The sequence below is a fragment of the Methylobacterium sp. TK31 genome (assembly GCF_055361545.1).
In genome coordinates this window covers 826623-852836 of record NZ_CM143964.1, presented here as the reverse complement: position 1 = coordinate 852836, position 26214 = coordinate 826623, and the positions used below count along the sequence as shown (strand labels likewise).

20 protein-coding genes, 4 pseudogenes and 1 other annotated feature are annotated in these 26214 nt (G+C 67.0%); of the genes and pseudogenes, 11 read left to right on the top strand and 13 right to left on the bottom strand.

Annotation, left to right across the window (positions count from 1 at the left end; translation table 11 throughout):
- Positions 1 to 67 precede the first annotated feature (67 nt).
- The 3 genes from ACXJY8_RS03825 to ACXJY8_RS03815 all read left to right on the top strand — a co-directional run bounded on the left by ACXJY8_RS03825 (position 68) and on the right by ACXJY8_RS03815 (position 1567).
- Positions 68 to 331 carry a GCG_CRPN prefix-to-repeats domain-containing protein gene (locus ACXJY8_RS03825; RefSeq protein WP_463776158.1) on the top strand — a complete coding sequence of 88 codons (264 nt, stop codon included), beginning with the start codon at positions 68 to 70 and terminating at the stop codon, positions 329 to 331.
- A gap of 63 nt (positions 332 to 394) precedes the next feature.
- Positions 395 to 700 (top strand): GCG_CRPN prefix-to-repeats domain-containing protein, encoded by a 306-nt coding sequence (locus tag ACXJY8_RS03820; RefSeq protein ID WP_463776157.1) that lies wholly within the window; start codon positions 395 to 397, stop codon positions 698 to 700.
- Between the two features lie 54 nt (positions 701 to 754).
- The gene (locus tag ACXJY8_RS03815) at positions 755 to 1567 is read left to right on the top strand and encodes an SDR family NAD(P)-dependent oxidoreductase (RefSeq protein ID WP_463776156.1); all 813 of its coding nucleotides are present in this window, start codon (positions 755 to 757) and stop codon (positions 1565 to 1567) included.
- Positions 1568 to 1832: 265 nt separating this feature from the next.
- Here the strand turns inward: ACXJY8_RS03815 and ACXJY8_RS03810 are convergent.
- Positions 1833 to 2810, bottom strand: a pseudogene (locus ACXJY8_RS03810) (IS3 family transposase); the annotation flags it as partial.
- 68 nt (positions 2811 to 2878) lie between these two features.
- On the opposite strand from ACXJY8_RS03810, the pseudogene ACXJY8_RS03805 reads away from it, so the two are divergent.
- Positions 2879 to 3294 (top strand): annotated as a pseudogene (locus ACXJY8_RS03805) (transposase); the annotation flags it as partial.
- Positions 3160 to 3276: a sequence feature (AL1L pseudoknot), on the top strand. It overlaps the preceding pseudogene by 117 nt.
- Positions 3295 to 3375: 81 nt before the next feature.
- Here the strand turns inward: ACXJY8_RS03805 and ACXJY8_RS03800 are convergent.
- A pseudogene (locus ACXJY8_RS03800) lies at positions 3376 to 4481 on the bottom strand (IS3 family transposase).
- A gap of 142 nt (positions 4482 to 4623) precedes the next feature.
- Here ACXJY8_RS03800 and ACXJY8_RS03795 point away from each other — a divergent pair.
- On the top strand, positions 4624 to 4908 hold the full coding sequence (locus ACXJY8_RS03795; protein WP_463776155.1) for a hypothetical protein: 285 nt from the start codon (positions 4624 to 4626) through the stop codon (positions 4906 to 4908).
- A gap of 291 nt (positions 4909 to 5199) precedes the next feature.
- Positions 5200 to 5490: a hypothetical protein gene (locus ACXJY8_RS03790; RefSeq protein WP_463776154.1), complete on the top strand. Its 291-nt coding sequence runs from the start codon at positions 5200 to 5202 to the stop codon at positions 5488 to 5490.
- A gap of 364 nt (positions 5491 to 5854) precedes the next feature.
- Here the strand turns inward: ACXJY8_RS03790 and ACXJY8_RS03785 are convergent.
- From ACXJY8_RS03785 to guaA, 4 genes and pseudogenes are all read right to left on the bottom strand, one after another.
- A pseudogene (locus ACXJY8_RS03785) lies at positions 5855 to 6268 on the bottom strand (transposase family protein); the annotation flags it as partial.
- Between the two features lie 145 nt (positions 6269 to 6413).
- Positions 6414 to 9587: an efflux RND transporter permease subunit gene (locus ACXJY8_RS03780; RefSeq protein WP_463776153.1), complete on the bottom strand. Its 3174-nt coding sequence runs from the start codon at positions 9585 to 9587 to the stop codon at positions 6414 to 6416.
- Positions 9588 to 9619: 32 nt separating this feature from the next.
- Positions 9620 to 10876 carry an efflux RND transporter periplasmic adaptor subunit gene (locus ACXJY8_RS03775; RefSeq protein WP_463776152.1) on the bottom strand — a complete coding sequence of 419 codons (1257 nt, stop codon included), beginning with the start codon at positions 10874 to 10876 and terminating at the stop codon, positions 9620 to 9622.
- A 435-nt stretch (positions 10877 to 11311) separates the two neighbouring features.
- Positions 11312 to 12868, bottom strand: a complete 1557-nt coding sequence (guaA, locus tag ACXJY8_RS03770; protein WP_463776151.1) for a glutamine-hydrolyzing GMP synthase — start codon at positions 12866 to 12868, stop codon at positions 11312 to 11314.
- A 164-nt stretch (positions 12869 to 13032) separates the two neighbouring features.
- On the opposite strand from guaA, the gene ACXJY8_RS03765 reads away from it, so the two are divergent.
- Positions 13033 to 13260, top strand: coding sequence for a hypothetical protein (locus ACXJY8_RS03765; protein WP_463776150.1), 228 nt, complete (start codon positions 13033 to 13035; stop codon positions 13258 to 13260).
- Between the two features lie 98 nt (positions 13261 to 13358).
- Here the strand turns inward: ACXJY8_RS03765 and ACXJY8_RS03760 are convergent, their stop codons facing one another.
- Positions 13359 to 14660, bottom strand: coding sequence for an RsmB/NOP family class I SAM-dependent RNA methyltransferase (locus tag ACXJY8_RS03760; protein WP_463780349.1), 1302 nt, complete (start codon positions 14658 to 14660; stop codon positions 13359 to 13361).
- A 173-nt stretch (positions 14661 to 14833) separates the two neighbouring features.
- Here ACXJY8_RS03760 and ACXJY8_RS03755 point away from each other — a divergent pair, with 173 nt between their 5' ends.
- Positions 14834 to 15001 (top strand): hypothetical protein, encoded by a 168-nt coding sequence (locus ACXJY8_RS03755; RefSeq protein WP_463776149.1) that lies wholly within the window; start codon positions 14834 to 14836, stop codon positions 14999 to 15001.
- On the opposite strand, the gene panE is transcribed toward ACXJY8_RS03755, so the two are convergent.
- The 4 genes from panE to ACXJY8_RS03735 all read right to left on the bottom strand — a co-directional run bounded on the left by panE (position 14995) and on the right by ACXJY8_RS03735 (position 19113).
- Positions 14995 to 15951 (bottom strand): 2-dehydropantoate 2-reductase, encoded by a 957-nt coding sequence (panE, locus tag ACXJY8_RS03750; protein ID WP_463776148.1) that lies wholly within the window; start codon positions 15949 to 15951, stop codon positions 14995 to 14997. The genes ACXJY8_RS03755 and panE overlap by 7 nt on opposite strands.
- A gap of 78 nt (positions 15952 to 16029) precedes the next feature.
- Positions 16030 to 16461 (bottom strand): MAPEG family protein, encoded by a 432-nt coding sequence (locus ACXJY8_RS03745; protein WP_463776147.1) that lies wholly within the window; start codon positions 16459 to 16461, stop codon positions 16030 to 16032.
- 91 nt (positions 16462 to 16552) lie between these two features.
- On the bottom strand, positions 16553 to 18046 hold the full coding sequence (gene guaB, locus ACXJY8_RS03740; protein WP_463776146.1) for an IMP dehydrogenase: 1494 nt from the start codon (positions 18044 to 18046) through the stop codon (positions 16553 to 16555).
- A 164-nt stretch (positions 18047 to 18210) separates the two neighbouring features.
- Positions 18211 to 19113, bottom strand: a complete 903-nt coding sequence (locus ACXJY8_RS03735) for a DUF3313 domain-containing protein (RefSeq protein WP_463776145.1) — start codon at positions 19111 to 19113, stop codon at positions 18211 to 18213.
- 306 nt (positions 19114 to 19419) lie between these two features.
- On the opposite strand from ACXJY8_RS03735, the gene ACXJY8_RS03730 reads away from it, so the two are divergent.
- Positions 19420 to 20835, top strand: a complete 1416-nt coding sequence (locus ACXJY8_RS03730; RefSeq protein WP_463776144.1) for a DHA2 family efflux MFS transporter permease subunit — start codon at positions 19420 to 19422, stop codon at positions 20833 to 20835.
- Positions 20836 to 20929: 94 nt separating this feature from the next.
- Here ACXJY8_RS03730 and ACXJY8_RS03725 read toward each other — a convergent pair whose 3' ends face one another.
- Complete coding sequence (locus ACXJY8_RS03725; RefSeq protein ID WP_463776143.1) at positions 20930 to 21451, bottom strand: DoxX family protein; 522 nt, start codon at positions 21449 to 21451, stop codon at positions 20930 to 20932.
- A 79-nt stretch (positions 21452 to 21530) separates the two neighbouring features.
- Positions 21531 to 22700 (bottom strand): multidrug effflux MFS transporter, encoded by a 1170-nt coding sequence (locus tag ACXJY8_RS03720; RefSeq protein ID WP_463780346.1) that lies wholly within the window; start codon positions 22698 to 22700, stop codon positions 21531 to 21533.
- 340 nt (positions 22701 to 23040) lie between these two features.
- On the opposite strand from ACXJY8_RS03720, the gene ACXJY8_RS03715 reads away from it, so the two are divergent.
- On the top strand, positions 23041 to 24489 hold the full coding sequence (locus ACXJY8_RS03715) for a serine hydrolase (protein ID WP_463776142.1): 1449 nt from the start codon (positions 23041 to 23043) through the stop codon (positions 24487 to 24489).
- A 175-nt stretch (positions 24490 to 24664) separates the two neighbouring features.
- A complete protein-coding gene (gene adh / locus ACXJY8_RS03710; protein WP_463776141.1) occupies positions 24665 to 26185 on the top strand; it encodes an aldehyde dehydrogenase in 1521 nt (506 codons plus the stop codon).
- The last annotated feature ends 29 nt before the right edge of the window (positions 26186 to 26214 follow it).

Sequence of the window (26214 nt, the reverse complement as noted above, 5' to 3'; positions counted from 1 at the left end):
TCCTGCCCTCATCGGTCGCGGCGTCGGGAGACGGCGCCAAGACTCCACGAGAGCAGAGGATGCAACGATGCTGAAGTATCTCGCCCCAATCGCCTTCCTGGCCGCCATCGCGGTCCCGGCCACCGCTGCGCCCCTAATCCAGGATGCCGTCTCGAACGGGTCGGACGGAGCCGAGATCATCCAGGTCTACGGTGGCTGCGGACCGTACGCCCATCGCGGTCCCTACGGCGGCTGCCGGACCGGTGGTCAGGCCGGTGGCTACGTTCGCGGCGCGTCCTGCCCGGCCGGCTTCCACATCGGGCCCTACGGGCGCCGCTGTTGGCCGAACTGAGCCGACCAAACCCTTTCCCTTTCCACACGTCCGGTCGCGCGCCGGACACGTCTGGAGCGAAACATGTTCCGCAGGATCGTCGTACCCCTTGCCCTCGCCGCGGGGCTTCTCACGGTCGGCTCGGCTGCCGAGGCCCGTGACGGCTGCGGCCTCGGCCTCCACCGGGGTTTCTACGGCTGGTGCCGTCCGAACCTCGGCTACCGTCCGTACGCATACGGCCCGGTGTACCGCGGCTTCGGCTATCGTGGATGGGGCGGCCGCCGCTGGCATTATAGCTACCACTATGCCTGGCATCGTCGTGTCGGTTGGCATGGCGGCGGGCATCGCTGGGGCGGGTTCCGGCACGCGGGCTGGCATCACCGCTGGTGACGCGGGCGCGCCATGACCCGTCGGGCCGCATCGTGACCTCGGAGGCCTTCCTTCATGTTCGCGAACCAGCGGTCACAGGTTCTCATCACGGGCGGCACGAGTGGTATCGGGCTTGGTCTCGCGAAGAGGTTCCTTGCCTCGGGAGCCTCGGTCCTCGTCACGGGTCGGGATGGCATTCGCCCAGCCGAGGCGGAGGTGACCAATCCGAACCTGCGCGGCGTCCGGAGCGACATCGGCAGCGTCTCCGACCGGGAGACGCTCGCCCGTCACGTCATGGAGACGATGCCGGGCTTAAACGTCGTCATCAACAATTCCGGGATCCAGCGTCGCGTGGCCTTGGCCGACGACCAGGCGCCATGGGTCGAGCGGCAGACCGAGATCGATGTGCTCCTCTCGGGGCCGGTCCATCTCAACACGCTGCTGCTACCGGGTCTGCTCGCGAGGGGCTGCCCCTGCCTCGTCGTCAACGTGACGTCGTGTGGCGCCTACGCCCCCCAGCCGTTCGCGCCGATCTACGCGGCATGCAAGGCGGCACTCCATAGCTACACGGTCACGTTGCGCCATTCTCTACGCGGCACCGAGGTTCGGGTGATTGAACTGATCCCGCCCGCGGTCGCCACCGGGCTCGCGGGACCCGGACGGAACCATGGGGCATCCATCGATCAGTTCTGCGACACGGTCTTCCCGCAGATCTTGGAAGGGAACGAGGCCGAGATCGGCTACGGTCCGACGGCGACGGACGAGTTTCATGACGCACGACAGTCGTTTCGCGAGATGTTCGAGGCGTCGGCGGTTCGCTTTCCGGTAAAGGGCTACCGAGACCGTGACATCGCGCAAGGGCGTCGAGGTTCGTCCGGCGGGTTCTAGCGAAGAGGCTATCTGGCGACGTTGCGGATCATCGATGCTCAACGCTTGTAGGTGCCAGCGAACACCGTGCCCCAAGGTAGGTCGCAGGTGCCACGCTGCTCGACTTTCCAGCCGTCGACGCCACTCGGACGGACGGTGACGAAGCAGCCGCCTTCCGTGGTCCTGGTGTCCTCAAATTCGGCCTGCCCCGGTCGTAGGTCGAGTAAGACGCCGGTGCTGCTCGCGTTTGACCTGACCGGTATTTTGGACCGAGCCCATTGAGAGGCTACTGCATGGTGGCGGCCATGGGTAGCCGGAAGGCCAGATCCGGGAAGGTGACAGGCGCAGGTGGCCGGTAGCTCAAGGACGAATGCGGCCGAACGCAATTGTAGGTATTCTGCCAAATCCCGATCATGGTCTGTGCCTCCTTGAGCGAGCAGAAAATCTCTTGGCATAGGCACTCGTCCTTCAGCTTGCCCTTGAAGCTCTCACGATAGCCATTCTCCCACGGCGATCCTGATGCGATATACTGGATATGCGGACCGGTTTGGGCGACCCATTTCCGCAAAGCCTTCGCGATCATCTCGCTGCGCGGTCCTTCGGTTCCGGGCCGTTGTCGCAGCGGATGTTCTCCGGGATGCCATGCAGGCACATCGCATCGGCCAGCGCCTCGATCACACCCAGACTGTTGATGCGCCGCGCGACCTTCAGCGCCAGGCAGGCGCGACTGTGCTCGTCGATCAGCGTCAGGATACGCAGGCTTCGCCCGTCGTGGGTCTGGCCTTGCACGAAGTCGAAGCTCCAGACGTGATTGCGATGGAGCGGCCGCAGCCGCACGCAGGAGCCGTCGTTCAGCCAAAGACGGCTGCGCGGCCGATGCTTTTGCGGAACCTTGAGCCCCTCACGACGCCAGATCCGCTGAACCCGGTCTTTCCCCACCTGCCAACCCGCTGCCTGCAGCAGCGCGGTGACGCGGCGGTAGCCATAGCGTCCGTACTCGGACGCCAAGGCGACGATGGCGCGGGTCAGCGCATCCTCGTCAGCGGTACCGTGGGCACGTAGCGTTGCGTGCCCCGGTGCTGGCCGACGATCCGGCAGGCGTGGCGCTCCGAGAGGCCGTACTTCTCCTGGATCGCGTCGACTGCCTGCCGGCGTCGCTCCGGGGCTACAAGTTTCCCGCGGCGACGTCCGCCAGCACCTGACCCTCCAACGATAAGTCAGCCACGAGCCGGCGCAATCGCGCGTTCTCCCGCTCCAGCGCCTTGATCCGCTCGCGCTCCTCTGAACCGCTCCGGGTTTCCCGGAGGCTCCAACTCTTGAGAGGATGGAGCGATGACGAAGCGAACCCCACCGTATTCCCCTGCGGTCCGTGCCCGCGCGGTTCGGATGGTCCTGGACCACCAAGGCGAGCATGCCTCGCAATGGGCGGCGATCAGCTCGATCGCGGCCAAGATCGGCTGTTCGGGCGAGACGCTCCGGAACTGGATCCGTCAGTCCGAGCGGGACACGGGACCACGGGGCGGCCCGAGCACGGAGGAGCGCGAGCGGATCAAGGCGCTGGAGCGGGAGAACCGCGAGTTGCGTCAGGCCAACGAGATCCTCCGGAAGGCCAGCGCATATGTTGCGATGGCGGAGCTCGACCGCCCTTTCAAACGATGAAGGCGTTCATCGACGAGCACCGCGATGCCTACGGGGTCGAGCCGATCTGCAGGGTGCTGCCGATCGCCCCGTCGACGTACCACGCGCACTGATCAGCCCCCATTGAAGTGGTCCGCCCTTTGGTATGGCTTTTGAGCCTGGTGGAGTTGACCCCGTTTGTGGTCCACGACCTACGCAAGTTCTCGGGCTGTGACAGCTTGATTGGTGAAGGCTCGGGGCGTCAAGCCGTCCAGGGCCGTATGAGGTCGGTCATCGTTGTCGTGGCACCTCCAGTCCTCGATGCGCTCGCGGGCATCAGCCAGCGACAGGAACCACGAAGCGTTCAGGCACTCCGCCCGCAGGCGGCCGTTGAACGATTCGATATAGGCGTTGTCGGTCGGCTTGCCCGGTCGTGAGAAGTCGATCTCGACCCCGTTCAGGTAGGCCCACTGGTCGAGCATGCGCCCGGCGAACTCCGGTCCATTATCCACCCGCAGGCTCTTGGGCCGACCTCGCAGCCGGACCAAGGTGTCCAGAGCCTCGGTCACCTGGAAGGCGCGGAAGTTGGCTCTCGGCGTGAGCGAGAGCGCCTCTCGCGTGTGGCAATCGACGACCGTCAGGATCCGGAACGGACGACCGTCGAAGAGGCGATCGGATACGAAATCCATCGCCCAGACCTCGTTCGGTCCACCGATGGCCAGTCGCCCCTGACGGTAGCGCCACGCCCGCTTGCGCTTGGGCAGCTTGGACCGGATCGACAGCCCTTCGTCGCGGGTTGTTCCGGTAGGTGCGCTTATGGTTCACCTCCCAGCCCTCCCGTCGCAGCAGGATGTGCAGCCGCCGGTAGCCGTAGCGCACCCGTGAGGCGGCCAGTTCCTTCAACCGCATCCGCAGCGCGACCTGAGGGTCGGCTCGCTTCCTGTAGCGCTGGGACGAACGGCCGAAGCCGGTAGCCAGACAGGCCCGACGCTCGCTGATGTCGTAAGCCACCTGCAGGTGACCACCGACCTCGCGGCGAGCGGCGGGCCTTACCACTGATCCTTCAGGACATCCTGCAGCATGGAGCGGTCCAGCGTCAGGTCGGCGACCAGCCGCTTGAGCTTGCTGTTCTCGTCCTCCAGCGGCTTGAGCCGTCGGATCTCCGGCACACGCCCATGCCGACGAACTGCTTCTTCCAGCGGTAGAATGTCGGCTCAGAGACGCCCATCTTCCGACAGACCTCGTCCACCGTCGCGCCATTCTCCGCCTGCCGCAGGGCGAAGGCGATCTGTTCATTCGTGAAGCGTTTGCGAGGCATGGCATCCACCCTCCTTCAGGGTTCAGGATGCCCGAAAAACTTGCGCTCAGCGCGGACCAGTTTGCTGGGTCAAGTTTAGGGGTGGTGTAATTCAAAATTCAGGTGTAAACCGAACGCCAGTGAATCTCGCGGCGAGGTTTAAATGAGTAGCATAAAGCAAGAAGATCAAATTAGCGTACTTGTCGCATTCGATGCGATGCGAAAATTCCTTGATGATTATTGGAAAAGAGGAGGGGGTGGTTCTGATGATATAGCTGTATTGCTTGGATCTCTTAATATAGATGAAATAGAAAATTCACTCCCCCTCGACGCGGCTCTATGGCATGATTGGCTAAAGGCAGTGTCAAAAAAATCTAAAATATTTATGGCGCAGCAAATCAGTCAGTTTTCGCTCACAGGGAGCGACATTTCAACCATAGGGATATAATATAAAAGCTAAATTTTCCAGCACAAAGTATCATACTCGTTTAAGTAAACGTTTAGGGGAATTTATGATCCCTCTGACTGACAAGTGGTGGGAAATTTCGCCTGAAGTCGACATGAATGCAATATTGCATGAATTAGCGGCGTTGATTTTTCCTAAAGCTATCCCGTATCTTGAGGTATTTTTAGACAATCAGAAATTAATCCGGCTTTGGGAGGCCGGCCAATCTCCTGGCATCACAGGTTTGCGAAGACAAAGATTTCTGACGAAATCGAAACAATTGGAGATCCTAGTTTGAGTCTCATCGGAATGTGGCATGTCGACCCGGAAGACACTGAGGCGGTCTTGATATTCGGAAATGTGCAAATCGAATTCGATGAATACGGCAACCTAAAATATCAAATTACAGACCAAAGGGCACGCCAAATTATTAATTTAAATTACTATATTTTTGGTGATAAAATCATAACTACTCAGCCATCTTCACCAAAGACCAAGTATACAAAATTTTCTTACACTGAGAAATGGTCACTTCTCCTGAAATTTGGTGGCATGTATGCCAATTTTATTCGCAAAAATTCTTGATAGAGTATATTTTATTAGCGCTCATCTAAAACCAAAGCTCATATTGGCAAGTTTTATATTTGGAATTAAAGAAAATTAAGTATATTTTAATTCAGTATGCAACATTAATTTCAAATTTTGCGATCGAACCGGATAATCATGAGGGACGATGCCGATTTATCAAGACGCGGTCGCTGAGCAGCTGGTCGCATCTGGCGTCATAAAGCGCCAAACTCTCGAGCGCGCTCAACGCTCCGCTGAAGAAAGTGGCTCTCGCGTTGATCAGGCACTCAACCGCCTCGGTCTCGACTCCGACGACCTCATCGTTCAAACTTGGAGCAGCGTCACCGGCATTCCCTTCGCCGCCGCCGCCGATCTACCCGCGGCATCTGTCGATACGGACGTAACCGATCTCGTAAGTGTTGAACCGCTTGCGCGTCTGCGCCGTCTCGGCCGCCGGAAGGCGAGAGATGTTGTGCCGTTGCAGACAGCGATGAAGGGGCGAGCGGCTCAAATGGGGGATAGTATCGCGCAGGCAGCCTAAAACATCGTCGAGCGGTAGCAGCGTTCGCCTCCGGAACTCGACCACAATCGCCTCCTCAGCCGGCGTCAGGACTGTGCTCTCGGGCGTCGGCCCCATCGGCGCATCTGTTGTCACCGTCCGCTTGCGCCATTTCGCGACTGTCTTCGGGTTCAGGCCATACTGAGCGGCTAGGGAGCGGCTACTTTCTTTCGACGCTTGGAGCTCGGCTCGAATACGCAGTGTCGTGCGGGCGTTGCCGTGAAGGACTCCTGCCATAGTGCACCCTACGCCTGACGCCCCAGCGCCAATAATGCACCATCACACTCCGGGACTGCACACCTAGGCGCCCCGTCGACGGCTTACCCGAACCTCCATCTTTTTGACCGCTACGCCGGCGCTCTCAGCGCCCGACTCCTCCGAGTCAGACCGTCATCGATGCTGGCCGTGAAGCCGTCGTCGGCACGATTTCGTCCTCATCCTCGACCGGTCCGGGTTTTCGCCGCGACAGCGTGAGGATCAGCACCGGCAGGATCAGCAGGATGAGGAGCGGTGCCAGGCTCATGCCGCCGACGACGACCAGCGCCAGGGGCTTCTGAACCTGCGAGCCGACACCGTTGGAGAAGGCGGCCGGCAGGAGACCGACGCCGGCGACGACGCACGTCATCACCACGGGACGGAGCTGCGTGTGGCAGGTGCGCAGCATCGCCCGCACCCGCTCGTCACCCTCGGCGATCAGTCCGTTGAAGTGCGACAGCACGATGATGCCGTCCATCACGGCGATGCCGAGGAGCGCGATGAAGCCGATCGCCGCGGAAACGCTGAAGGGTGTGTCCGTGATCACCAGGGCCAGAACACCGCCGGCCGCAGCCATCGGGATGACGCTGAGGGCCAGCAGCATGTCGATGACCGATCCGAAGTTCATGAACAGCAGGATCGCGATCAGGCCGATGGCGATCGGCACCGTCACCGACAGCCGCGCCAACGCGCCCTGCATGTTATTGAACTCGCCCACGAGTTCCAAGCGGTAGCCGCGCGGCAAGCTGACCTCGGTGTTGACGCGCTCGCGCGCTTCCAGAATCGCACTGCCGAGATCGCGATCGCGCACGCTGAACTTCACTGGCAGGTAACGCTCCTGGCCTTCTCGATAGATGTAGGCCGGGCCCGAGACGAGGGCGACCTGGGCGACCTCGCTGAGGGGTACCTGCATCAGCGTGCCGTTCGGCCCCTGACCCGAGATGCGCAGATTGCGGATGGAGGCGACGCTTTGGCGGAACTGTTCGGCAAGGCGGATGACGATCGGGTAGTGTCGGTCCGACCCGCTGTCGTAGAGATCACCGGCGCTGTCGCCACCGATGGCGGTGCGCACGGTAGCGTTGATGTCACCGGGGGTGAGGCCGTAGCGCGCCGCGCGGACGCGATCGACGTCGATTTGCACCGTAGGCTGGCCCAGCGACGTGAACACGCCGAGATCGGTGACGCCGGGCACCTTGCGCAGCACCGCCTCGACGCGGTTGGCGACCTCTGTCAGGGTTTCGAGATCGGACCCGAAAACCTTGAAGGAGTTCTCGCCCTTGATGCCGGAGACCGCCTCCGCCACGTTGTCCTGCAGGTATTGCGAGACGTTGAATTCGACGCCGGGGAAGTCGATGCGCAGCCGGTCGAGCAGATCCCCGACCATCCGATCCTTGGTCATGCCGGGGCGCCACTTCTCCGCCGGTCTGAGAGGCGCGAAGAATTCCCCGTTGAAGAAGCCTGCGGCGTCCGTGCCGTCATCCGGCCGGCCGTGCTGGGAGACCACGCTCTCGACCTCGGGCAATGCGGCGATGATGCGGCGGATACGGTTAACGTAGAGGTTGCCCTCCTCGAGCGAGATCGTGGCCGGCATGGTGGCGCGGAGCCAGAGATTGCCTTCTTCGAGTTTGGGCAAGAATTCGAGGCCGAGTTGGCGCCCCGCCACGCCGACGCCGGCGGTGAGCAGCAATGCGAGACCGAGGGTGAGGATGCGGTTGCCCAGCGCGGCGCGGATGGCGGGTCGATAGAGACGGTCGAGCGTCCGCACGAGGATCGTCTCGACCTCCTCGACATGGGCCGGCAGCAGGTAGGCGGAGAGGACCGGCGTCACCGTGAAGGTGGCGATGAGGCCGCCGAGAAGCGCATAGGCGTAGGTCTGCGCCATCGGCCCGAAGATGTGCCCTTCCACGCCCGTGAGGGTGAAGAGCGGTAGGAAGCCGGTCACGATGATGATCGCCGCGAAGACGATCGAGCGGCTGACGTCGCCCGAGGCCTGGCGGATGCGCAGAAGCTTCCCGGCGAGGCCCGGCCTCACGATCTCCCCGGTCGGGGCGCCGTGACCGGAGAGCCGTCGGAAGATCGCCTCGACCATGATCACCGTCCCGTCGACGATCAGCCCGAAATCGAGGGCTCCCACGGAGAGCAGGTTCGCCGACTCGCCGCGCACCACCAGGATGATGACCGCGAAGAACAGCGCGAAGGGGATCGTCGCTACCACGATGAGGGCGCTGCGCAGGTTGCCGAGAAACAGCCACTGCACGATCAGGATCAGCACGATGCCGACGAGCATGTTGTGCAGAACCGTATGGGTCGTGACCGCGATGAGGTCGGCGCGGTCGTAGATCCGCTCGATCTTCACGCCGGGCGGCAGCAGGCCCATGGCCTCAATGCGGCCCACCTCCGCCTGCACGGCCTCGATCGTCGGTGTGCTTTCCTCGCCGCGCCGCATCAGCACGATTCCCTGCACGATGTCGTCGTCGTCGTTCATGCCGGCGATGCCGAGGCGCGGCTGATGCCCGATGGTGACGGTCGCGACATCCTTGACCAGCACCGGGGCGCCACCCGACTGCGTCAGCACGGTGTCGCCGATGTCGTCGGTCGAACGGATCAGGCCGACGCCGCGCACCACCGCGGATTGGGTGCCGAGATTGATTCGGTTGCCGCCGACATTGAGATTGCTGTCGTTGAGGGTCTTCACGACGCCGGACAGGGTCAGTCCGTAGGCCGTGAGCCGATCGAGGTCGACGGCGATGTCGAACGTCTTGGTCTTGCCGCCCCATCCGATCACGTCGATCACGCCCGGCACGGCCCGGAAGCGTCGGCGCAGCACCCAGTCCTGGAGGGACTTGAGATCGAGGACGCTGTAGCCCGCAGGGGCAGTGAGCTTGTAGCGAAAGATCTCGCCGATCGGACTCACTGGAGAGATGGTGGGCTTGGCGCCGTTCGGCAGAGCGTCGAGCTGGGCCAGCCGGTTCAGCACCTGCTGCTCTGCCTCGCGGTAGCTGAATTCAAAGCCGAACTGCAACTTCACATCCGACAGGCCGTAGAGCGAGACCGAACGGACTTGCTTCAGGTTCGGCAGGCCCGAAGTGATCACCTCGATCGGCACCGTGACGTAGCGTTCGATCTCCTCGCCCGACAGGCCAGGCGCCTGCGTGATCACGTCGATCATCGGCGGCGTCGGGTCGGGATAGGCCTCGATGTTGAGGGTCCGGAACGCCACGAGCCCGCAGGCCAGCAGCAGAACGAACGCGAGCACCACCAGGGCACGCTGGCGCAGCGCGAGATGGACAAGGCCGGTCATGGGTGGGTTTCCTGCTGCCGAAGGCCGACGGATCAGCCTCGGGTCACCATCCGGTCGATGAACAGGGAGCCGCGTGAGATCACGCGCTCGCCCGTCGCGAGCCCTTCGAGGATCTCGATCTTGGCTCCGTCGATGATCCCGGGCTTGACGCGACGGTTCTCGACCGAATTGTCGGCCTTGAGCACCCAGACGCTGGCCTTGCTGCCCTCCAGCACCACCGCGGCGCGCGGGACCGATTGAGACAGGGTCTCGCGCTCGTTGATGATGCGCACGGTGGCGTACATCTCGGGCTTCAGCAGGTTCTGGCTGTTGTCGATGTCGGCCCGGACCGTGATGCGCCGGGTCGCGGGATCGACCGAGGAACCGATGAAGTTGATCCGACCCTCGAAGACCTTGTCGGGGTAGGCCAGGACCCGGAACTTGAGGCGGTCGCCGAGATCGACCTTGGCGGCATCCGGCTCGCGCAGCTGCGCAATCAACCAGACTTTGGACAGGTCGCCGATGATGTAGGAAGGATCACCGCCGCCAGTGCCGACATACTGGCCCGGCCCGATCTTACGCTGGATGATGGTTCCCTTGAGCGGCGCGTTAATCGCCGTCTCAGGGTTGATCGAACCCTTCTGCAGGTTGGCGACCTCGTCGTCGCGCAGTCCGAGGATGCGCAGCCGGTTGCGCACCGCTTCGAGGCCGACCTCGGCCGTCCGGGCGTCATTGGTGGCGGTATTCAGGTCGTTTTGCGCCGACTGGAGTTCACGCAGGGTGGTGACCCGCGAATCGTAGAGGTCGTGCAGACGCTTCTCGGCGGCCTGGGCGTAGCCGAGCTGCGAACGGGCCTTCGCGAGCACGTTGAGGGCAGCGAGATAGTCGTTCTGCGCCTGGACCATCTCGTTCGCCTGGATCGAGAACAGGCGTTCGCCCTTCTGTACCTGCTCGCCGGTGCGCGCGAAGATCGCGATGACGCGGCCGGGATAGGGCGAGAACACCGGTGTCGCCTGATACTCGTCGACGCCGATCTTACCCTCGGTGGTGATCTCCTCGTAGAATAGGCGCTGTTCGACCGTCTCGGTTTCGATGGCCGCGAGCTGGTCGGCGCTGAGGACGAATTCGCCCGGACCTGACGGCGCGACCGTGACCGCAGCCGGCGTCGGTGAGGTCGCGGCACCCGCGAATGTGCCGGGGAGCCACAGAAATCCAGCAACGCAAAGGATTGAGGCGGCTAACAGAATTGAGATCTGCGTGCGATGCTTCAGGCCGGCGAGTGGAGCGAACGAACCCTGAGGGTCAGTCATCGGATGAATCTCGCGCGTCTTCGCGTGTGTGAACTAATCCGACCCGACCGGATGGCGCGTCGGTCTGTAGAGGGCCCCCGCCCGAGATACAAGCGTGACCGATTCAGTTTTAGTCGCATCACAAATCCCGGAGCGGACACGTCCTCCCTGCCAATGACGCGGGAGCCCCGGTGACTTGAAATTCGACGTCGCCTTTCCGTTCTCGTCTTCAAATCCGATATCTGGTCACGCCGAAGATCGGGACGACAAAACCCCGCAGACCCTAGGGTTTGCGGGGTTAAAGTTGCGTCACATGAATCCCTGGGAGGGACCTTTGGTATACTACATGCCAAATTGCTTGCAGCAAGGGTCTTCGCCCTCGAAAGAAGTTTTATTTTGCCGGTGGCTATGTGGGTGACGGAGAAATCTTTCGATCGAGCGGCAACGAATAAACCCTCACTCCCACTCGATCGTGCCGGGGGGCTTCGAGGTGATGTCGTAGGTCACGCGGTTGATTCCCTTGACCTCGTTGATGATCCGGGTTGCGACGCGGCCCAGGAACGTCATGTCGAATGGGAAGAAATCGGCCGTCATGCCATCGACCGAGGTCACGGCGCGCAGGGCGCAGACGTGGTCGTAGGTGCGGCCGTCGCCCATCACGCCGACGGTCTTCACGGGCAGGATCACCGCGAAGGCCTGCCAGATCGTGTCGTAGAGTCCGGCCTTGCGGATCTCTTCGAGGTAGATGGCATCCGCCTTGCGCAACGCTTCCAGCTTTTCCGGGGTGATCGTGCCCGGGCAGCGGATGGCGAGGCCCGGCCCCGGGAAGGGGTGCCGGCCGACGAAGGCCTCCGGAAGCCCGAGTTCCTTCCCAAGCACCCGAACCTCGTCCTTGAACAATTCCCGCAGGGGCTCGACGAGCTGCATGTTCATGCGCTCGGGCAGGCCTCCGACATTGTGGTGGGACTTGATCGTGACGGAGGGGCCGCCCGTGAAGGAGACGCTCTCGATCACATCCGGATAGAGGGTGCCCTGGGCGAGGAAGGCCGCGCCGCCGATCTTCTTCGACTCCGCCTCGAACACGTCGATGAACAGGCGCCCGATCGTCTTGCGCTTCTGCTCCGGGTCGCTGACGCCGGTCAACTCGCCGAGGAATAGTTCCTGCGCTTCGACGTGCACAAGGGGAATGTTGTAGTGGTCGCGGAAGAGGCGAACGACCTCCTCGGCCTCGCCCATGCGCAGGAGGCCGTGATCCACGAAGACGCAGGTGAGCTGCTCGCCGATCGCCTCGTGGATGAGCACCGCCGCCACGGCGGAGTCGACACCGCCGGATAGGCCGCAGATCACCCGCTCCTTGCCGACCTGCGTGCGAATCTTCTCGATCGCCTCTTCGCGGTAGGCGCCCATGGTCCAGTCGCCGGAGCAGCCGGCGATGTCGCGAACGAAATTGCGGATCAGGAGGGCGCCATGCGGCGTATGCGCGACTTCGGGGTGGAACTGGACCGCGTAGTAGCCGCGAGCCTCGTCCGCCACGGCCGCGAACGGAGCGTTCTTCGACATCGCCACGGTGGTGAAGCCATCCGGCAGTTTGGTGACGCGGTCACCGTGGCTCATCCAGACGGGATAGTGCTCGCCCACATGCCAGACACCCTTGAACAGGGGACATTCCGACAGGATCTCGATCTCCGCCCGGCCGAACTCGGCATGATGTCCACCCTCGACCTCGCCACCGAGCTGAGCGGCCATGGTCTGCTGCCCGTAGCAGATGCCGAAGACCGGCACGCCGGAATCGAAGACGATCTGCGGCGTCCGGGGGGAGGCCTCGGTGGTCACCGATTCAGGTCCCCCCGAGAGGATTACGCCCTTGGGCTTCGTCTCGGCAAACGCTTCGGCCGCCTTCGTGAAGGGGACGATCTCGCAATAGACCCCCTCTTCGCGGACGCGGCGCGCGATGAGCTGCGTCACCTGGCTGCCGAAATCGACGATGAGGATCTTGTCGTGCTCTGTAGTCATAGAACCGGAGTTAGACGAGGCCTCGATCCGGTGCAACGGAGGGGCCCGCACAGCCGCCCTGCAGCGGCGATCCGGCTGGGGATGTGGCGCCGGCATGCGTTAACCGGTTGTTCACGGCGGAGCGTCGACACCGTGCGCCCCAGCAACGAACAGGAGCCTCAGCCATGAGAGCCACCATCTTCGGGATTGCCAGCCTCGCCCTCGCAGGCTTCGGCGCCACCTCCGCCTCCGCACTGCCGGTTCCGGCCGGCGTCGCACCGGCGAGCGGCATCGAGCAGGTTCGCATCGTCGAGCGCCGGGTGATCCGCGGCCCCCGTTGCAAGACCGTGGTCACCAAGCGCCGCGGGCCCCTGGGCCGGGTGGTCGTGGTACGCAAGCGCCGCTGCTTCTAGGAGGTGGATCGCGCCGCTTTCGAGCGGGCGCGCTGCGGTCTCTTGCAAGAGACCTCTGGGACTTCCGGAATGGCCCTTCGCAGGGCCATTTCTCGTTTTCAGCCCCTGCGTTCCAGCGTGGCGACGTAGAAGCCGTCGGTCCCCGTACGGGCGGGACTCATCTGCAGCCCGTGCCGGGTGAGACCAACGGCGGGTGCGACGCCGGGCGTGCAGGCGGCGATGACATCCGAGGCCGCGACCACCGAAAAATCGCCGGGACGACGCGCGAGAAGGCCCGCGATGGCCGCATCGTTCTCCTCGGGCAGAAGCGAGCAGGTCACGTAGGTGATGCGCCCACCCGGGCGCACCAGCCGCGTCGCCCGATCGAGCACCGTGGCCTGGTCGGCGATGCGCGTGGTCAGGGCGTTTGGGCGCATCCGCCACTTGGCGTCGGGATTGCGCCGCCAGGTGCCGGAGCCGGTGCACGGCGCATCGACGAGGACACGATCCGCGCTGCCGTCGAGGTCCCCGAGGACGTCGGTGCGCGCCTTGCCGGCACGGGGCGTGCGGATTTCCGCGACGGCGCCCGCGCGGCGCAGCCGCTCATGGATCGGAGCAAGTCGGCGCGGATCATCGTCGCTGGCTACCAGCCGCCCGGAATTTGCCATCATCGCGGCCAGGCTCAGGGTCTTCCCACCACCGCCGGCGCAGAGGTCGATCACGGTCTCGCCGGGCCGCGCACCGCTCAGCAGGCTCGCGAGCTGCGAGCCCTCGTCCTGGATCTCATACCAGCCGTCAATAAACTCCGGCTCGACATGCAGGGCGGGGCCGCGCCCGTCCTCGCCGATGGGGATGCGCAGGCCGTTCGGCGCATATGGAGTCGGCTCCGGCGCGAGATGAGCAAGGCCGGCCAGAGCCTCCACCCGGCTGCGCTTCAGGGTATTGATCCGGATATCCAGGGGCGCGCGGCGGCCGAGGGCGCGCAGTTCGTCCAGGATCTCAGCGCCGAAGGTTGCTTCGAGGGAAGGTAGGACCCATTCGGGCACGTCGCCGGCGACGTGCAACGGCGCGCCGACCAGGGTCCCCTCGGCCAAGCGAACATGCTCGTCCGCCGTCAGGGGTGCCGGGGCGAAGCGCTCCCCGCTGAACATCTGCGCGACGGTGGGAGCGGCGAGGCCGTACTGAAGCCGCAGCGTGCCGATGACGAGGCTCCGCGGGCTCTCATCGGCCATGATCCAGGCGGCGGAGGCGCGACGGCGCAGGGCGTCGTAGACGAGACTGGCGATGGCGGCCCGGTCGCCCGATCCGGCGAAGCGGTGGGAGAGGCCCCAGTCCTTCAGGGCATCGGCGGCGGGGCGGCGGCGCGCGGCGATATCGGCGAGGACCTCGATGGCAGCGGAAAGGCGGGCGGGGGGTGTCAGGGTAAGGTCCTCGGGTTCTTCAACAATCTCGTCGGCATCTCGGTCCGGTGCCGCGATACGGCCACGCTTCAGGCGACGACCGAACACAATACGGTCGAGCTTCCGGCGGGTTTACGGCTCAGCTTGTGCCATGGCGCCGCGCGGAGCGGATGCCCGGAGCTTTAGAGAACCTCATGTCCCCCGTCATCCATCTCAGCCTCGCCGGCCTCGTCATGCTGGCGGTTGCCGCCTGTTCCACGGCCCCCGCCGCCCCTGACCTGTCGGCACCGCCCCCGCGCCGGCTCGATGCCAAGACGCAGCTCGAATACGGCGCGCCGCCGCCGCCTGGACCTCGCTACTGAGGCTTCGCGGCCGCTGCCTCGCGGGTGCGGCGGTTCTCGTAGGCCTTGAGATGGGTGTAGACGCGGTCGAGCATCGGGTGCCCGGTCGCGTCGGGGGCCCGCGCGATCAGGTCGCCGATGATGTGGTCGGCTTCGATGCGGGCGCCTCCCTCGATGTCGCGCAGCATTGAGGCGGTGAAGGCCGAGCCCTCGGCGGTCAGGGTCTTGCGGGTGTTGTCCATCGCGGTCGGCCGCGGTGCGTAGCCGGCGGCCTCGGCGATGGAACGGCATTCCTCCATCAGCGCCTCGATGAAGGCGAGTCCGCCCGGGGCGGCGACGATGTCGCCGATGGTGGCGCGCATCAGGCAGGTGGAGCCGGCGAGCGTCGCCAGGAAACTCCATTTCTCCCACATTTCCAGGACCATGCTCTCGCTGAGGCGGGGCTGGAAGTTCGCGCCCCGCATCAGGGCCTCGATGGCCTCGACCCGGGCGGACCGGCCGCCGGCCCGCTCGCCGTAGGTGAGGGTGTGGAGCGGATTCATCTGGCGGATCTCGCCCGCGGGGCCGAGGGTCGCGACGATCGCGCAGGCGCCGCCGAGCACCCGGTCCGCGCCGTATACCAGGTCGAGCGCGTCGAGGTGGCGCATTCCGTTGAGCACGGGCAGGATCGCGGTGCCGGGTCCGACCGCCGGCCGGACGTCGGCGATGGCGCTGTCCAGATCGTAGGCCTTGCACGAGAACAGCACGAGGTCGAAGGCGCCGCCCCGGCCGGCGGCGAGGTCCGCGGCGGTCACCATCCGGGGCGCCGGGATGTGCAGGTCGCCTGCGGGACTCACGACCCTGAGGCCGTCGCGGGCGAGCGTCTCGGCACGGGCCGGACGGACCAGGAAGGTGACGTCGCGGCCGGCCTCGGCGAGGCGTGCCCCAAAGTATCCACCGGTGGCGCCGGCGCCGACAACGAGCACGCGCATGGTCTCATCCCTCTCGTCGTTGGTGGATCACGGCCTCATCGGGCCCCGATTCCGTCGAACCCGCGTCTTCGTAGCGGGTCAGGCGCCGATCGGCGCCCAGAAAATCCGGGCCGCGAAGACGATCCACATCGCCAGCAGCACCAGCGTCCCGGCGGTATAGGCCCGGAACCGGGACGGGACGTGATTCGTCGTGAGGTAGATTCCCGCGTGGACGAACCGCGTCGCCACGAAGACCCAGGCCAGGACGACGAAGAGCAGGTCGGCCTTGCGCGTCGCCAGGGCGAAGCCGACGAGGACGTAGAACAGGACCGGGATCTCGAACTGGTTCGAGAAGGTGTTGGCGGCCTGCTGGGCCGGGGCCGGCCAGTTGCGCTGGCCGAGCGACAGCGCGCGGTCCTTCACGGCACCCCCGCGCAGCGCGGAGAGGCGCGTGCGCCCGGTCCAGAACAGCAGCGCGAAGGTGAGGAAGACCTGGGCGAAGACGGGGGCCAGGATGGCTTGGACGGTCACGGCGGTTCCTTCGCCAGGGCAGGCCCGCGCCAGGGCAGGCCCGCGCCAGGCGCCCGGCCGGACCTCCGGCACGGGCAGGGGCGGCGCGGGGTCAGGCGCGGCCGGGGTAGTTCGGGCTCTCGCGGGTGATGGTCACGTCGTGGACGTGGCTCTCGCGCAGGCCCGCATTGGTGATGCGGATGAACTGCGCCTTCTCCTGGAAGTCCGGGATCGTCGGGGCGCCGACATAGCCCATGGCGGCGCGCAGGCCGCCGGCGAGCTGGTGCAGCACCGCCGCCACCGGACCCTTGTAGGGGACCTGTCCCTCGATGCCCTCGGGCACCAGCTTGTGGGTATCGCTGACCTCGGCCTGGAAGTAGCGGTCGGCGGAGCCGCGGGCCATGGCGCCCACCGATCCCATGCCGCGGTAGCTCTTGTAGGAGCGGCCCTGGTGCAGGAACACCTCACCGGGGGCCTCGTCGGTGCCGGCGAGCAGCGAGCCCAGCATGGCGACGGAGGCGCCGGCCGCGATCGCCTTGGCGAGGTCGCCGGAGTACTTGATGCCGCCGTCGGCGATCACCGGCACGTCGGCGCCGTGAGCGGCCTCGACGGCCTCCATCAGGGCGGTGAGCTGGGGCACGCCGACGCCGGCGACGATGCGGGTGGTGCAGATCGAGCCCGGGCCGATGCCGACCTTGATGGCGTCCGCGCCGGCATCGATCAGGGCCTGGGCGCCGTCGCGGGTCGCGACGTTGCCGGCCACCACCTGCACGGCGTTGGAGAGCTGCTTCACCCGGCGCACGGCGTCGAGCACCTTGATCGAGTGGCCGTGGGCGGTGTCGACCACGATGACGTCGCAGCCCGCGTCGATCAGGCGCTCGGCCCGCTCGAAGCCGCTGTCGCCGGTGGTCGTGGCGGCGGCGACCCGCAGGCGGCCCTGCTCGTCCTTGACCGCGCCCGGATAGGCGACCTGCTTCTCGATGTCCTTGACCGTGATCAGGCCGATGCAGCGGTAATGGTCGTCGACGACGAGCAGCTTCTCGATGCGGAACTGGTGCAGCAGGCGCTTGGCCTCGTCCTGGCTGACGCCCTCGCGGACGGTGATGAGCCGGTCGCGGGTCATCAGGTCGGCGACGGTCTCGGACGAGTTCGTGGCGAAGCGCACGTCGCGGTTGGTGAGGATGCCGACGAGCTTGCCGCGGGAGCCGTTGGGGCCGCGCTCCACCACCGGGATACCGGAGATGCGGTTCTGCTTCATCAGCGAGAACGCGTCCGCCAGGGTCTCGTCCGGGTGGATGGTGATGGGGTTCAGCACCATGCCCGACTCGTACTTCTTGACGAGGCGGACCTGCTCGGCCTGCTCGGCCGGCTCGAGGTTGCGGTGGATGACGCCCATGCCGCCGTTCTGCGCCATGGCGATCGCCATCGGCGCCTCGGTGACGGTGTCCATGGCGGAGGCCAGGATCGGCAGGTTGAGGTGGATCGAGCGGGTGAGCCGGCTCGCGATCTTCACGTCGGTGGGCATCACCGAGGAGGCTGCGGGGCGCAGCAGGACATCGTCGAAGGTCAGGCCCTCGATGATGGAATCAGCGGTGATGCGGGCCATGAACCAACTCCGGAACGGGTGTTGCGCCGGGCCCTCGCGGGCGCTCCGACGTCACTGGGTTGGCACGGGCCAGTATCATGCGCGGGGAACCGGCGCAAAGGCGCCGGTGATCGCCCTTGACAGGAAAATGCGCTCCCGGCGCCGTTCTCCTGTGGGGGTTGCGCCTAGCGCACGCCTCGCGGCGCGCCCGGCAGCCCTTCGGCCGGTCCCTTGTCGGTCCATTCCGGCGGCGCGCCGACGTAGTCGCCGAGGATGCCGTCGAGGCCGGGGGCGCGGCCGAAGGCCTCGCAATCCGGATCGAGGGGCGCTTCGCCCAGGGTGGTGATGCGGACGCGGTCGTAGGTCGGCAGCGTCAGCGGCGCCTTGAACGGGTCCTGGCCGGTGGCGAGGTAGAAGCCGAAATCCTGGCCGAACTCGCCGGCGAGGTCGTAGGCGTCGCTGGCCGGCGAGAACCGGGCCTGGTTGGTGAAGGCGTTGCTCGCCCCGCCCCAGACCATGGCGGCCCGTTGCACGTTGCGGCCGTCGAGGGCCTCGGCCTCCACCGTCAGGCTGCCGAGCCCGATCGGGATGCGGGGAATCGGGACGCGGCCCACCGCCGTCGCGAAGCCGGCGCCGAGCTGGGACGCGATGGTGATGCCCGCCGAGGTCGCCACGGTGGCACCGGCGGCCGGCACGTTGGTGAGGTCGATCCGGGTCACCGCCGAGCGGACGGTGAGATCGGCCTTTCGGCCGGTGACCACGTCGTAGCGCAGGGAGAGTTCGTAGCAGAGCGCCCGGTCGGCCGCGTTGGCGACGAGCTTGCGCTCGGCCGGCGTCAGGCCCGGGGCCACGACCTCGGAGAAGGTGGTGGGCACGATCCGCACGGTCCGGGTGGCCGCCAGGGCCGCCGGATCGACGAAGATCCGCGAAGAGCTCGCCGTCTCGTCGCTGGCCGCGAGGCGGTCGTAGCGGGTCAGCGCGCCCGATTCCGTCAGGACGACGGTGCCGCAGCCGGCGACGGCGGCCGCCAGCGCGAGGCAGGAGACGAAGCCGGCCAGCCTGCGTCGATGTTCGAACCTCGGAAGCATCGGTGACTTTCTTGGAGTCGCGGTAGGGGGTGCCCGGCGCGACTCCGAAGCGGAGTCGCGCAGCGTCCGATCATGCCGTCGAGCTTAGCGGCTCCAGCAACAATGTGGAAAGGCGCGCGCCGCCGGTCCCGGTCCGATGCTGGTCCGATGTGGCCGCAGGGCCACGCCGCCCGGGGCGTCGGGCCCTGCACATGCGACATGCCGCTTTCATCCCGTGCGCTTCGTCACCCGACGCGCACGGGCCGCGGGATCACTTTTCGTGCGCCGGAGGCACCCGGACGGCCCGACCGGACCTATGTCTCGCCGATGCGTACGTCCCAGATCGTCCCCCTCGTCGTCGCCACCGCGCTGTTCATGGAGAACACCGATTCCACCGTGATCGCCACCGCGCTCCCGGCCATCGCCCGGAGCCTGAACGAGGACCCGATCGCCCTGAAGCTCGCGCTGACCGCCTATCTCGTCAGCCTCGCGATCTTCATCCCGATCAGCGGCTGGATGGCCGACCGGTTCGGGGCCCGCACCGTGTTCCGGGTCGCGCTCGGGGTGTTCATGGCCGGGTCGCTGGCCTGCGCGGCCTCGAACTCGCTCGCCGGCTTCGTGGCGGCCCGGTTCTTCCAGGGGCTCGGGGGCGCCATGATGGTGCCGGTGGGGCGCCTCGTGATCCTGCGCAGCGTGCCCAAGAGCGAACTCGTCAGCGCCCTCGCCTACCTGACGATCCCGGCCCTGATCGGGCCGATCTTCGGTCCGCCGCTGGGTGGCTTCATCACCACCTATTTCGACTGGCGCTGGATCTTCTTCATCAACATCCCGATCGGCATCGCCGGCATCGTGCTCTCGACGATCTACTTCGAGAACATCCGCGAGGCCGAGCGCCCGCCCCTCGACGTCCTCGGCTTCCTGCTCTCCGGGCTCGGCCTCGCCACGCTGATGCTCGGCCTCGCCTCCACCGGCCGGCAACTCCTGCCGGACGGCCTGTCCTGGGTCTGTCTCGGCGCCGGCTGCGGGTTCCTGATCCTGTACTTCCGGCATTCGCGCGACCGCGCCAACCCGGTGATCCGCCTCGACCTGCTGCGGTATCCGACCTTCCGGGCGGCGGTGACCGGCGGCAGCCTGTTCCGGATCGGCACCGGCGCGATCCCCTTCCTGCTGCCGCTGATGCTGCAGATCGGCTTCGGCCTCGATCCGCTCCGGTCGGGGCTGATCACCTTCGCGGCGGCGGCCGGCGCGCTCCTGATCAAGATCATCGGTCCGCGCATCCTGCGGGCCTACGGCTTCCGCCGGGTGATGCTCGTCAACGCCCTGGTCGCCTCGGCCTTCCTGGCGGTGAACGGGCTCTTCACCGCCGAGACTCCGCACGCGGTCATCATCTGCGTGCTGCTGATCGGCGGCTGCGTGCGCTCGCTGCAATTCACCTGCGTCAACGCCATCGCGTATGCTGAGCTGGAAAGCCGTGAGATGAGCGCCGCGACGAGCCTCGCCAGCGTGGCGCAGCAGCTCTCGCTCAGCCTCGGGGTCTCCCTCGGGGCGCTGGCCCTGGAGGGGGCCGCCGCCCTGCACGGCCGCACCGAGATCGCGGCGCAGGATTTCGGCCCCGCCTTCCTGGCGGTGGCGCTGATCTCGGTGATGTCGTTCTTCCCGTTCCGGCGGCTCAGCCCGGAGGCCGGCGCCGAGGTCTCGGGGCACCGGCTCGTCGCCGCCGCCCCGCGCAACGCGATGCCGTAGGACGCGGCGGCGTCCTGGACCAGGCCACGTCTTGAACCAGGCCGGGCCTTGGACTTCAGACGGCGTCTCGGATCTCAGGCAGCGGTCTTGGACCTCAGGCGGCGGCCCGGGCCGGGGCCCGCCCGGGCGCGCGCTTGGGCTTTTGCGCGCCGCGCGCGGCGGTATTCGACTTGGCCGGAGCCTTGGCGGGGCTCGCCGCGGCGCGGGCGCCCTGGCGCCAGCCCTGCCAGCTCCAGCGGCCCGGACCCGTCATGGCGTAGATGAGGAAGCCGCCCGCCAGGCCGAAATCGGCCAGGAGCAGGGTGCGCTCGGCCACCGCGCTCGGTCCGGCGAACTGCCAGAACGGGTGGAGCAGCACCGCCATTACGCCCGCGAAGGCGGCGAGCGCCAGGCCGCTGATGCGGGGCAGCACGCCCAGGATGAGGGCGACCGGCCCGAAGACCTGGACGATCACCGCCGCGGTGGCGACGGCGTTCGGCGACGGCAGGCCGGTGGCCGCGAGGGTGACGGCGAAGCCCGAGACGTTGAGGGCCCGGGCGATGCCGGTGGGTAGCAGCGCGGCCGCGAGCAGCAGCCGGGCGAGGAAGAGCAATCCGTCTTGGGCACGGCCGGTCACGTCTCTGGCTCCGTCTGGCATCCTGGAACGCCGAGCTTTGTCGGGACCGGCTGAAGACGGCGTTAAGGCCGGCGCGTCCTCAACCGGAGACGCCGCCGCGGAACAGGCGGCCGCGCTCGGTCCAGGCCACCACCGCGAGGGCGAGGCCGCCGAGGAGGGCGTAGCCGATGCCGATGGGCAGCACCGAGCCGTCGAAGGCATGCCCGATCAGGAAGCCGCAGAAGGCGCCCAGGATCGTGGTGTAGAAGCCGAGGAAGGACGAGGCCGTGCCGGCGATCTCGCCGAGGGGCTGCAGCGCCAGGGCGTTGAAGTTCGGCATGGCGAAGCTGATCAGGAACTGGTTGGCCGCCAGGATCGAGAGGAACAGGGCCAGCGGCGGATGGCCGTGATAGGCGAGCCCGACCACGACCTGCCCCACCGCGACCACCACGAACAGGCTCAGGCCCGCATGGGAGAGAGGCCGCATGCCGAGGCGCCGGACGAGGCGGGCATTGACCAGGGTGGCGGCCCCCATGGCGCCGGCGACGAGCCCGAAGGCCAGGGGGAACAGGCCGCCGAGGTGGTAGAGCCCCGTGTCGAAGACCTGCTGGGCCGAGCCGACATAGCCCATGATGCAGCCGGTGAGCAGGCCGAGGGCGGTGGCGTACCCCACCGCCACCCGGTTGCGGAAGGTGATCCCCACCGCCTGGGCGACCGCCGCGAGGGAGAAGGGGCGCCGGTACTCGGGATGCAGCGTCTCGGGCATCCGCCAGGCGAACCAGACCACCAGGAGGCCGGCCAGCGCCAGCATCGAGACGAACACGTAGACCCACGAGCCGAACAGCAGCATCGCGCCGCCGATGGCCGGCGCGATCATCGGCACGATCAGGAACACCATCATGATGAGCGACATCACGCTCGCCATCTCGCGCCCGGCGAAGCGGTCGCGCACGATCGCCGTCGAGAGGACGCGCCCGCTGGCCGCGCCGATGCCCTGGATGATCCGTGCCGCAAGCAGCCAGCCGAAGGACGGCGCCACCATGGCGAGGCCGGTGCCGACGACGTAGATCGCCAGCCCCGCGAGCAGCACGGAGCGGCGCCCGTAGGTGTCCGAGAGCGGCCCGTAGACGATCTGCGCCGTGCCGAAGCCGATCATGTAGACGTAGACGAGGAGCTGCAGGCTGTTGGCATCGGCCACGCCGAAGCGGGCCTGGATCGCCGGGAAGGCCGGCAGCAGATTGTCGATGGAGATGGCTGTCACCGCCATCATCAGCGCGACGATGCCGACGAACTCGCCGAAGCCCGGACCCTTCCAGGGCCGGGCCGCGGGGTCCGATGCGGAGTCGGGGATCGGGCCTGACGGGGCGTGCGCGGTCGTGGCCGGGGTGGTGCTCACCTGGGACGGTTCCTCGGGGGGGCTGGGGCGGCACGGCGGATCACCGTCCGAGCCAGAACGTTTCGACCGGGTCTTGGTGCCTTCGGGGCGGCGGGGCCATCGGGGCCGCCGCATGGCTGCCGCGCGGGCCGGCCGGCGCGCTCGTGCCACAATTCGGGGGAACCGTGACCGGGCGCCGACCTGGCGGCGCGGTCGGGAGCGGAACAGCGGCAGCATGCACGAGACGCGTCGCCGCATCGTCCAGTTCGCGCTCCTCGGCGCCCTCCTCCCGGTCCGGATTGCGGCGGCCGGGACAGGCACCGATCCCGGTTCGGCTTCGCCCGAGGCGGACTTCGGCGGGCGGGCCGATTTCGCCGAGCGGGCCGACGCCCTGGTGCGGCCCTACGCCCGGGCCGGGATCTTCTCCGGCGCCGTGATCGTGGCCCGCGACGGGGCGGTACTGTTCCGGCAGGCCTACGGCGCCGCGCAGCGCGAATGGTGCGTGCCCAACACGCCCGAGACCCGCTTCCGGATCGCGTCCCTGACGAAGCAGTTCACCGCCGCGGCGATCCTCAGGTTGCAGGAGGCCGGGCGGCTGCATCTCGACGACCCGGCCGCGCGGCACATGCCGGGCCTGCCGACGACCTGGGCGCCCATCACCCTGCGGATGCTCCTCGACCACACGGCGGGCCTGCCCAACGTGACGGCGCTGCCCGACTATCCGACCACCCTCGCCCGGGCCGCCCGGACCCCGATGGAGGTGGTGGGCCGGCTGTTTCGCGAGGAACTGCTATTCCCGGCGGGCTCGGCCCAGGAATACAGCAACACCGGCTACATCCTCCTGGCGGCGATCGTCGAGCGCGTCGCCGGCGCGCCCTTCGCCGAGGCCCTGAACCGCCTCATCCTCGCCCCCGCCGGCCTCGCGGACACCGGCGACGCCGACCCGGAGGCGGTGATCGCGCAGCGCGCCGCGGGCTACCACCGGGTCGCCGGGCAGTGGCGGAACGCGCCCCCCGTGGTGCCGGCGGCCGCCCTGGGGGCCGGCGGCCTCGTTTCCACCCTCGACGACCTCGTGGCCTGGGACGCCGCGCTGTTCTCCGGCCGGGTCCTGCGCCCCCCCGCGCTCGCCGAGATGGTCCGCGACGGCGGCCACGGCTACGGGCTCGGCCTCTATGTCGGCCGGGCCTACGGCGAGCGCCTCCTGTCCCATGGCGGGTTCCTGAACGGCTTCTCCGCGATCAAGGATAGCTATCCGGATCTCGGCCTGACCGTGGTGGTCCTCGGCAACACCGAGACCGCGCCGGCCCAGACCCTGTCCCGCCGCCTCGGCGCCCTCGCCCTCGGGCGGCCGGAGGCGACCGAGATCGCGGTGCCGGCCGCCGTGCTCGACCGCTACGTCGGCGTCTACCGGACCGGTCCGCGCGCCGTGGTGTCCCTCGCCCGCGAGGGGGACCGGCTCGTCGCCCGCGGGACCGGCCCGGGACGCCTCGTCCTGGCGCCGGAGAGCGACCGCGTCTTCGTGGCCCCGGACGGGACCCGCATCGCCCTCGACATCGAGCCCGACGGCCGGGCGACGGGCTTGCTCCTCGACCTGGCGGGCGGCGCCCGCTCGGGCCCGCGCATCGACGCCCAGACGGCGCGGCGCATCGGCAACCGACGCCTGGCGCGCCTGACGCCGCACTGAGACCGGTCCGGGTCGCCAATCCGGCCGAACGGGTCTACCATCCGGCCCGCGCCGCGACGCCATCGGGCGCATCGATCATCCGAGCCGCGCCCGTCCGTTGGCCAAAAGTCCACCTTGATTTGGCGCGGCGTCTGGCCTTGGCTGCGGCCCATAAGAACAATTAGGAGGATACGCGATGAACAAGCCAGAATTTCTCAACCAGGGTACGAAGTCGCCCTTCTCGGCGCGCTACGAGAACTTCATCGGCGGCCAGTGGGTCGCGCCGGTGGCGGGACGCTACTTCGAGAACACCTCCCCGATCACCGGCCGGGTGATCTGCGAGGTCGCCCGCTCGGATGCCGCCGACGTCGACAAGGCCCTCGACGCCGCCCATGCCGCCAAGGAGGCCTGGGGCCGCACCGCGCCGGGCGAGCGCGCCCGCATCCTGAACAAGATCGCCGACCGGATGGAGGAGAACCTCGACCTGATCGCGCTGGCCGAGACCTGGGACAACGGCAAGCCGATTCGCGAGACGACCCACGCCGACATCCCCCTCGCCATCGACCATTTCCGCTACTTCGCCGGCTGCGTCCGCGCGCAGGAGGGCTCGATCTCGGAGATCGACCACGACACCGTCGCCTACCACTTCCACGAGCCGCTCGGCGTCGTCGGCCAGATCATCCCGTGGAACTTCCCCATCCTGATGGCGGTGTGGAAGCTCGCCCCGGCGCTCGCGGCCGGCAACTGCATCGTGCTCAAGCCCGCCGAGCAGACCCCGGCCTCGATCCTCGTGGTGGTCGAGCTCATCGCCGACCTGCTGCCGGCGGGCGTGCTCAACATCGTCAACGGCTTCGGCCTCGAGTGCGGCAAGCCGCTGGCCTCCTCGCCCCGCATCGCCAAGATCGCCTTCACGGGCGAGACGACGACGGGCCGGCTGATCATGCAGTACGCCTCGCAGAACCTGATCCCGGTGACGCTCGAGCTCGGCGGCAAGTCGCCGAACATCTTCTTCTCCGACGTCGCCAACGAGGATGACGACTTCTTCGACAAGGCGCTGGAGGGCTTCACGATGTTCGCCCTCAACCAGGGCGAGGTCTGCACCTGCCCGAGCCGCGCCCTGGTGCACGAGTCGATCTACGACCGCTTCATGGAGCGGGCGATCAAGCGCGTCGAGGCGATCACGCAGGGCTCGCCGCTCGATCCCGCCACGATGATCGGCGCCCAGGCCTCCTCGGAGCAGCTGGAGAAGATCCTCAGCTACGTCGATATCGGCCGTCAGGAAGGCGCCGAGTGCCTCACCGGCGGCGAGCGCAACGTCAAGGACGGCGAGTTCGCCGACGGCTACTACATGAAGCCGACGGTGTTCCGCGGCCACAACAAGATGCGCATCTTCCAGGAGGAGATCTTCGGCCCCGTCCTCTCGGTGACGACCTTCAAGGACGATGCCGACGCTCTGAGCATCGCCAACGACACCCTCTACGGCCTCGGCGCCGGCGTCTGGACCCGCGACGGGAACCGCGCCTACCGCTTCGGCCGCGCCATCCAGGCCGGCCGCGTCTGGACGAACTGCTACCACGCCTACCCGGCCCACGCGGCCTTCGGCGGCTACAAGCAGTCCGGCATCGGCCGCGAGAACCACAAGATGATGCTCGACCACTACCAGCAGACCAAGAACATGCTGGTCAGCTACTCGGCCAAGAAGCTCGGCTTCTTCTAGGACCCGTTCGAGACACGCCGATCCGAGTG

Coding starts and splice junctions, on each gene's coding strand:
- panE (WP_463776148.1), bottom strand. CDS start 15,951: ATGCGCGTGCTCGTTGTCGGCGCCGGCGCCACCGGTGGATACTTTGGG.
- ACXJY8_RS03795 (WP_463776155.1), top strand. CDS start 4,624: ATGAGTAGCATAAAGCAAGAAGATCAAATTAGCGTACTTGTCGCATTC.
- ACXJY8_RS03735 (WP_463776145.1), bottom strand. CDS start 19,113: ATGCTTCCGAGGTTCGAACATCGACGCAGGCTGGCCGGCTTCGTCTCC.
- ACXJY8_RS03815 (WP_463776156.1), top strand. CDS start 755: ATGTTCGCGAACCAGCGGTCACAGGTTCTCATCACGGGCGGCACGAGT.
- ACXJY8_RS03755 (WP_463776149.1), top strand. CDS start 14,834: ATGTCCCCCGTCATCCATCTCAGCCTCGCCGGCCTCGTCATGCTGGCG.
- guaB (WP_463776146.1), bottom strand. CDS start 18,046: ATGGCCCGCATCACCGCTGATTCCATCATCGAGGGCCTGACCTTCGAC.
- ACXJY8_RS03820 (WP_463776157.1), top strand. CDS start 395: ATGTTCCGCAGGATCGTCGTACCCCTTGCCCTCGCCGCGGGGCTTCTC.
- ACXJY8_RS03780 (WP_463776153.1), bottom strand. CDS start 9,587: ATGACCGGCCTTGTCCATCTCGCGCTGCGCCAGCGTGCCCTGGTGGTG.
- ACXJY8_RS03825 (WP_463776158.1), top strand. CDS start 68: ATGCTGAAGTATCTCGCCCCAATCGCCTTCCTGGCCGCCATCGCGGTC.
- guaA (WP_463776151.1), bottom strand. CDS start 12,868: ATGACTACAGAGCACGACAAGATCCTCATCGTCGATTTCGGCAGCCAG.
- ACXJY8_RS03715 (WP_463776142.1), top strand. CDS start 23,041: ATGCACGAGACGCGTCGCCGCATCGTCCAGTTCGCGCTCCTCGGCGCC.
- ACXJY8_RS03775 (WP_463776152.1), bottom strand. CDS start 10,876: ATGACTGACCCTCAGGGTTCGTTCGCTCCACTCGCCGGCCTGAAGCAT.
- adh (WP_463776141.1), top strand. CDS start 24,665: ATGAACAAGCCAGAATTTCTCAACCAGGGTACGAAGTCGCCCTTCTCG.
- ACXJY8_RS03730 (WP_463776144.1), top strand. CDS start 19,420: ATGCGTACGTCCCAGATCGTCCCCCTCGTCGTCGCCACCGCGCTGTTC.
- ACXJY8_RS03720 (WP_463780346.1), bottom strand. CDS start 22,700: ATGATGGCGGTGACAGCCATCTCCATCGACAATCTGCTGCCGGCCTTC.
- ACXJY8_RS03765 (WP_463776150.1), top strand. CDS start 13,033: ATGAGAGCCACCATCTTCGGGATTGCCAGCCTCGCCCTCGCAGGCTTC.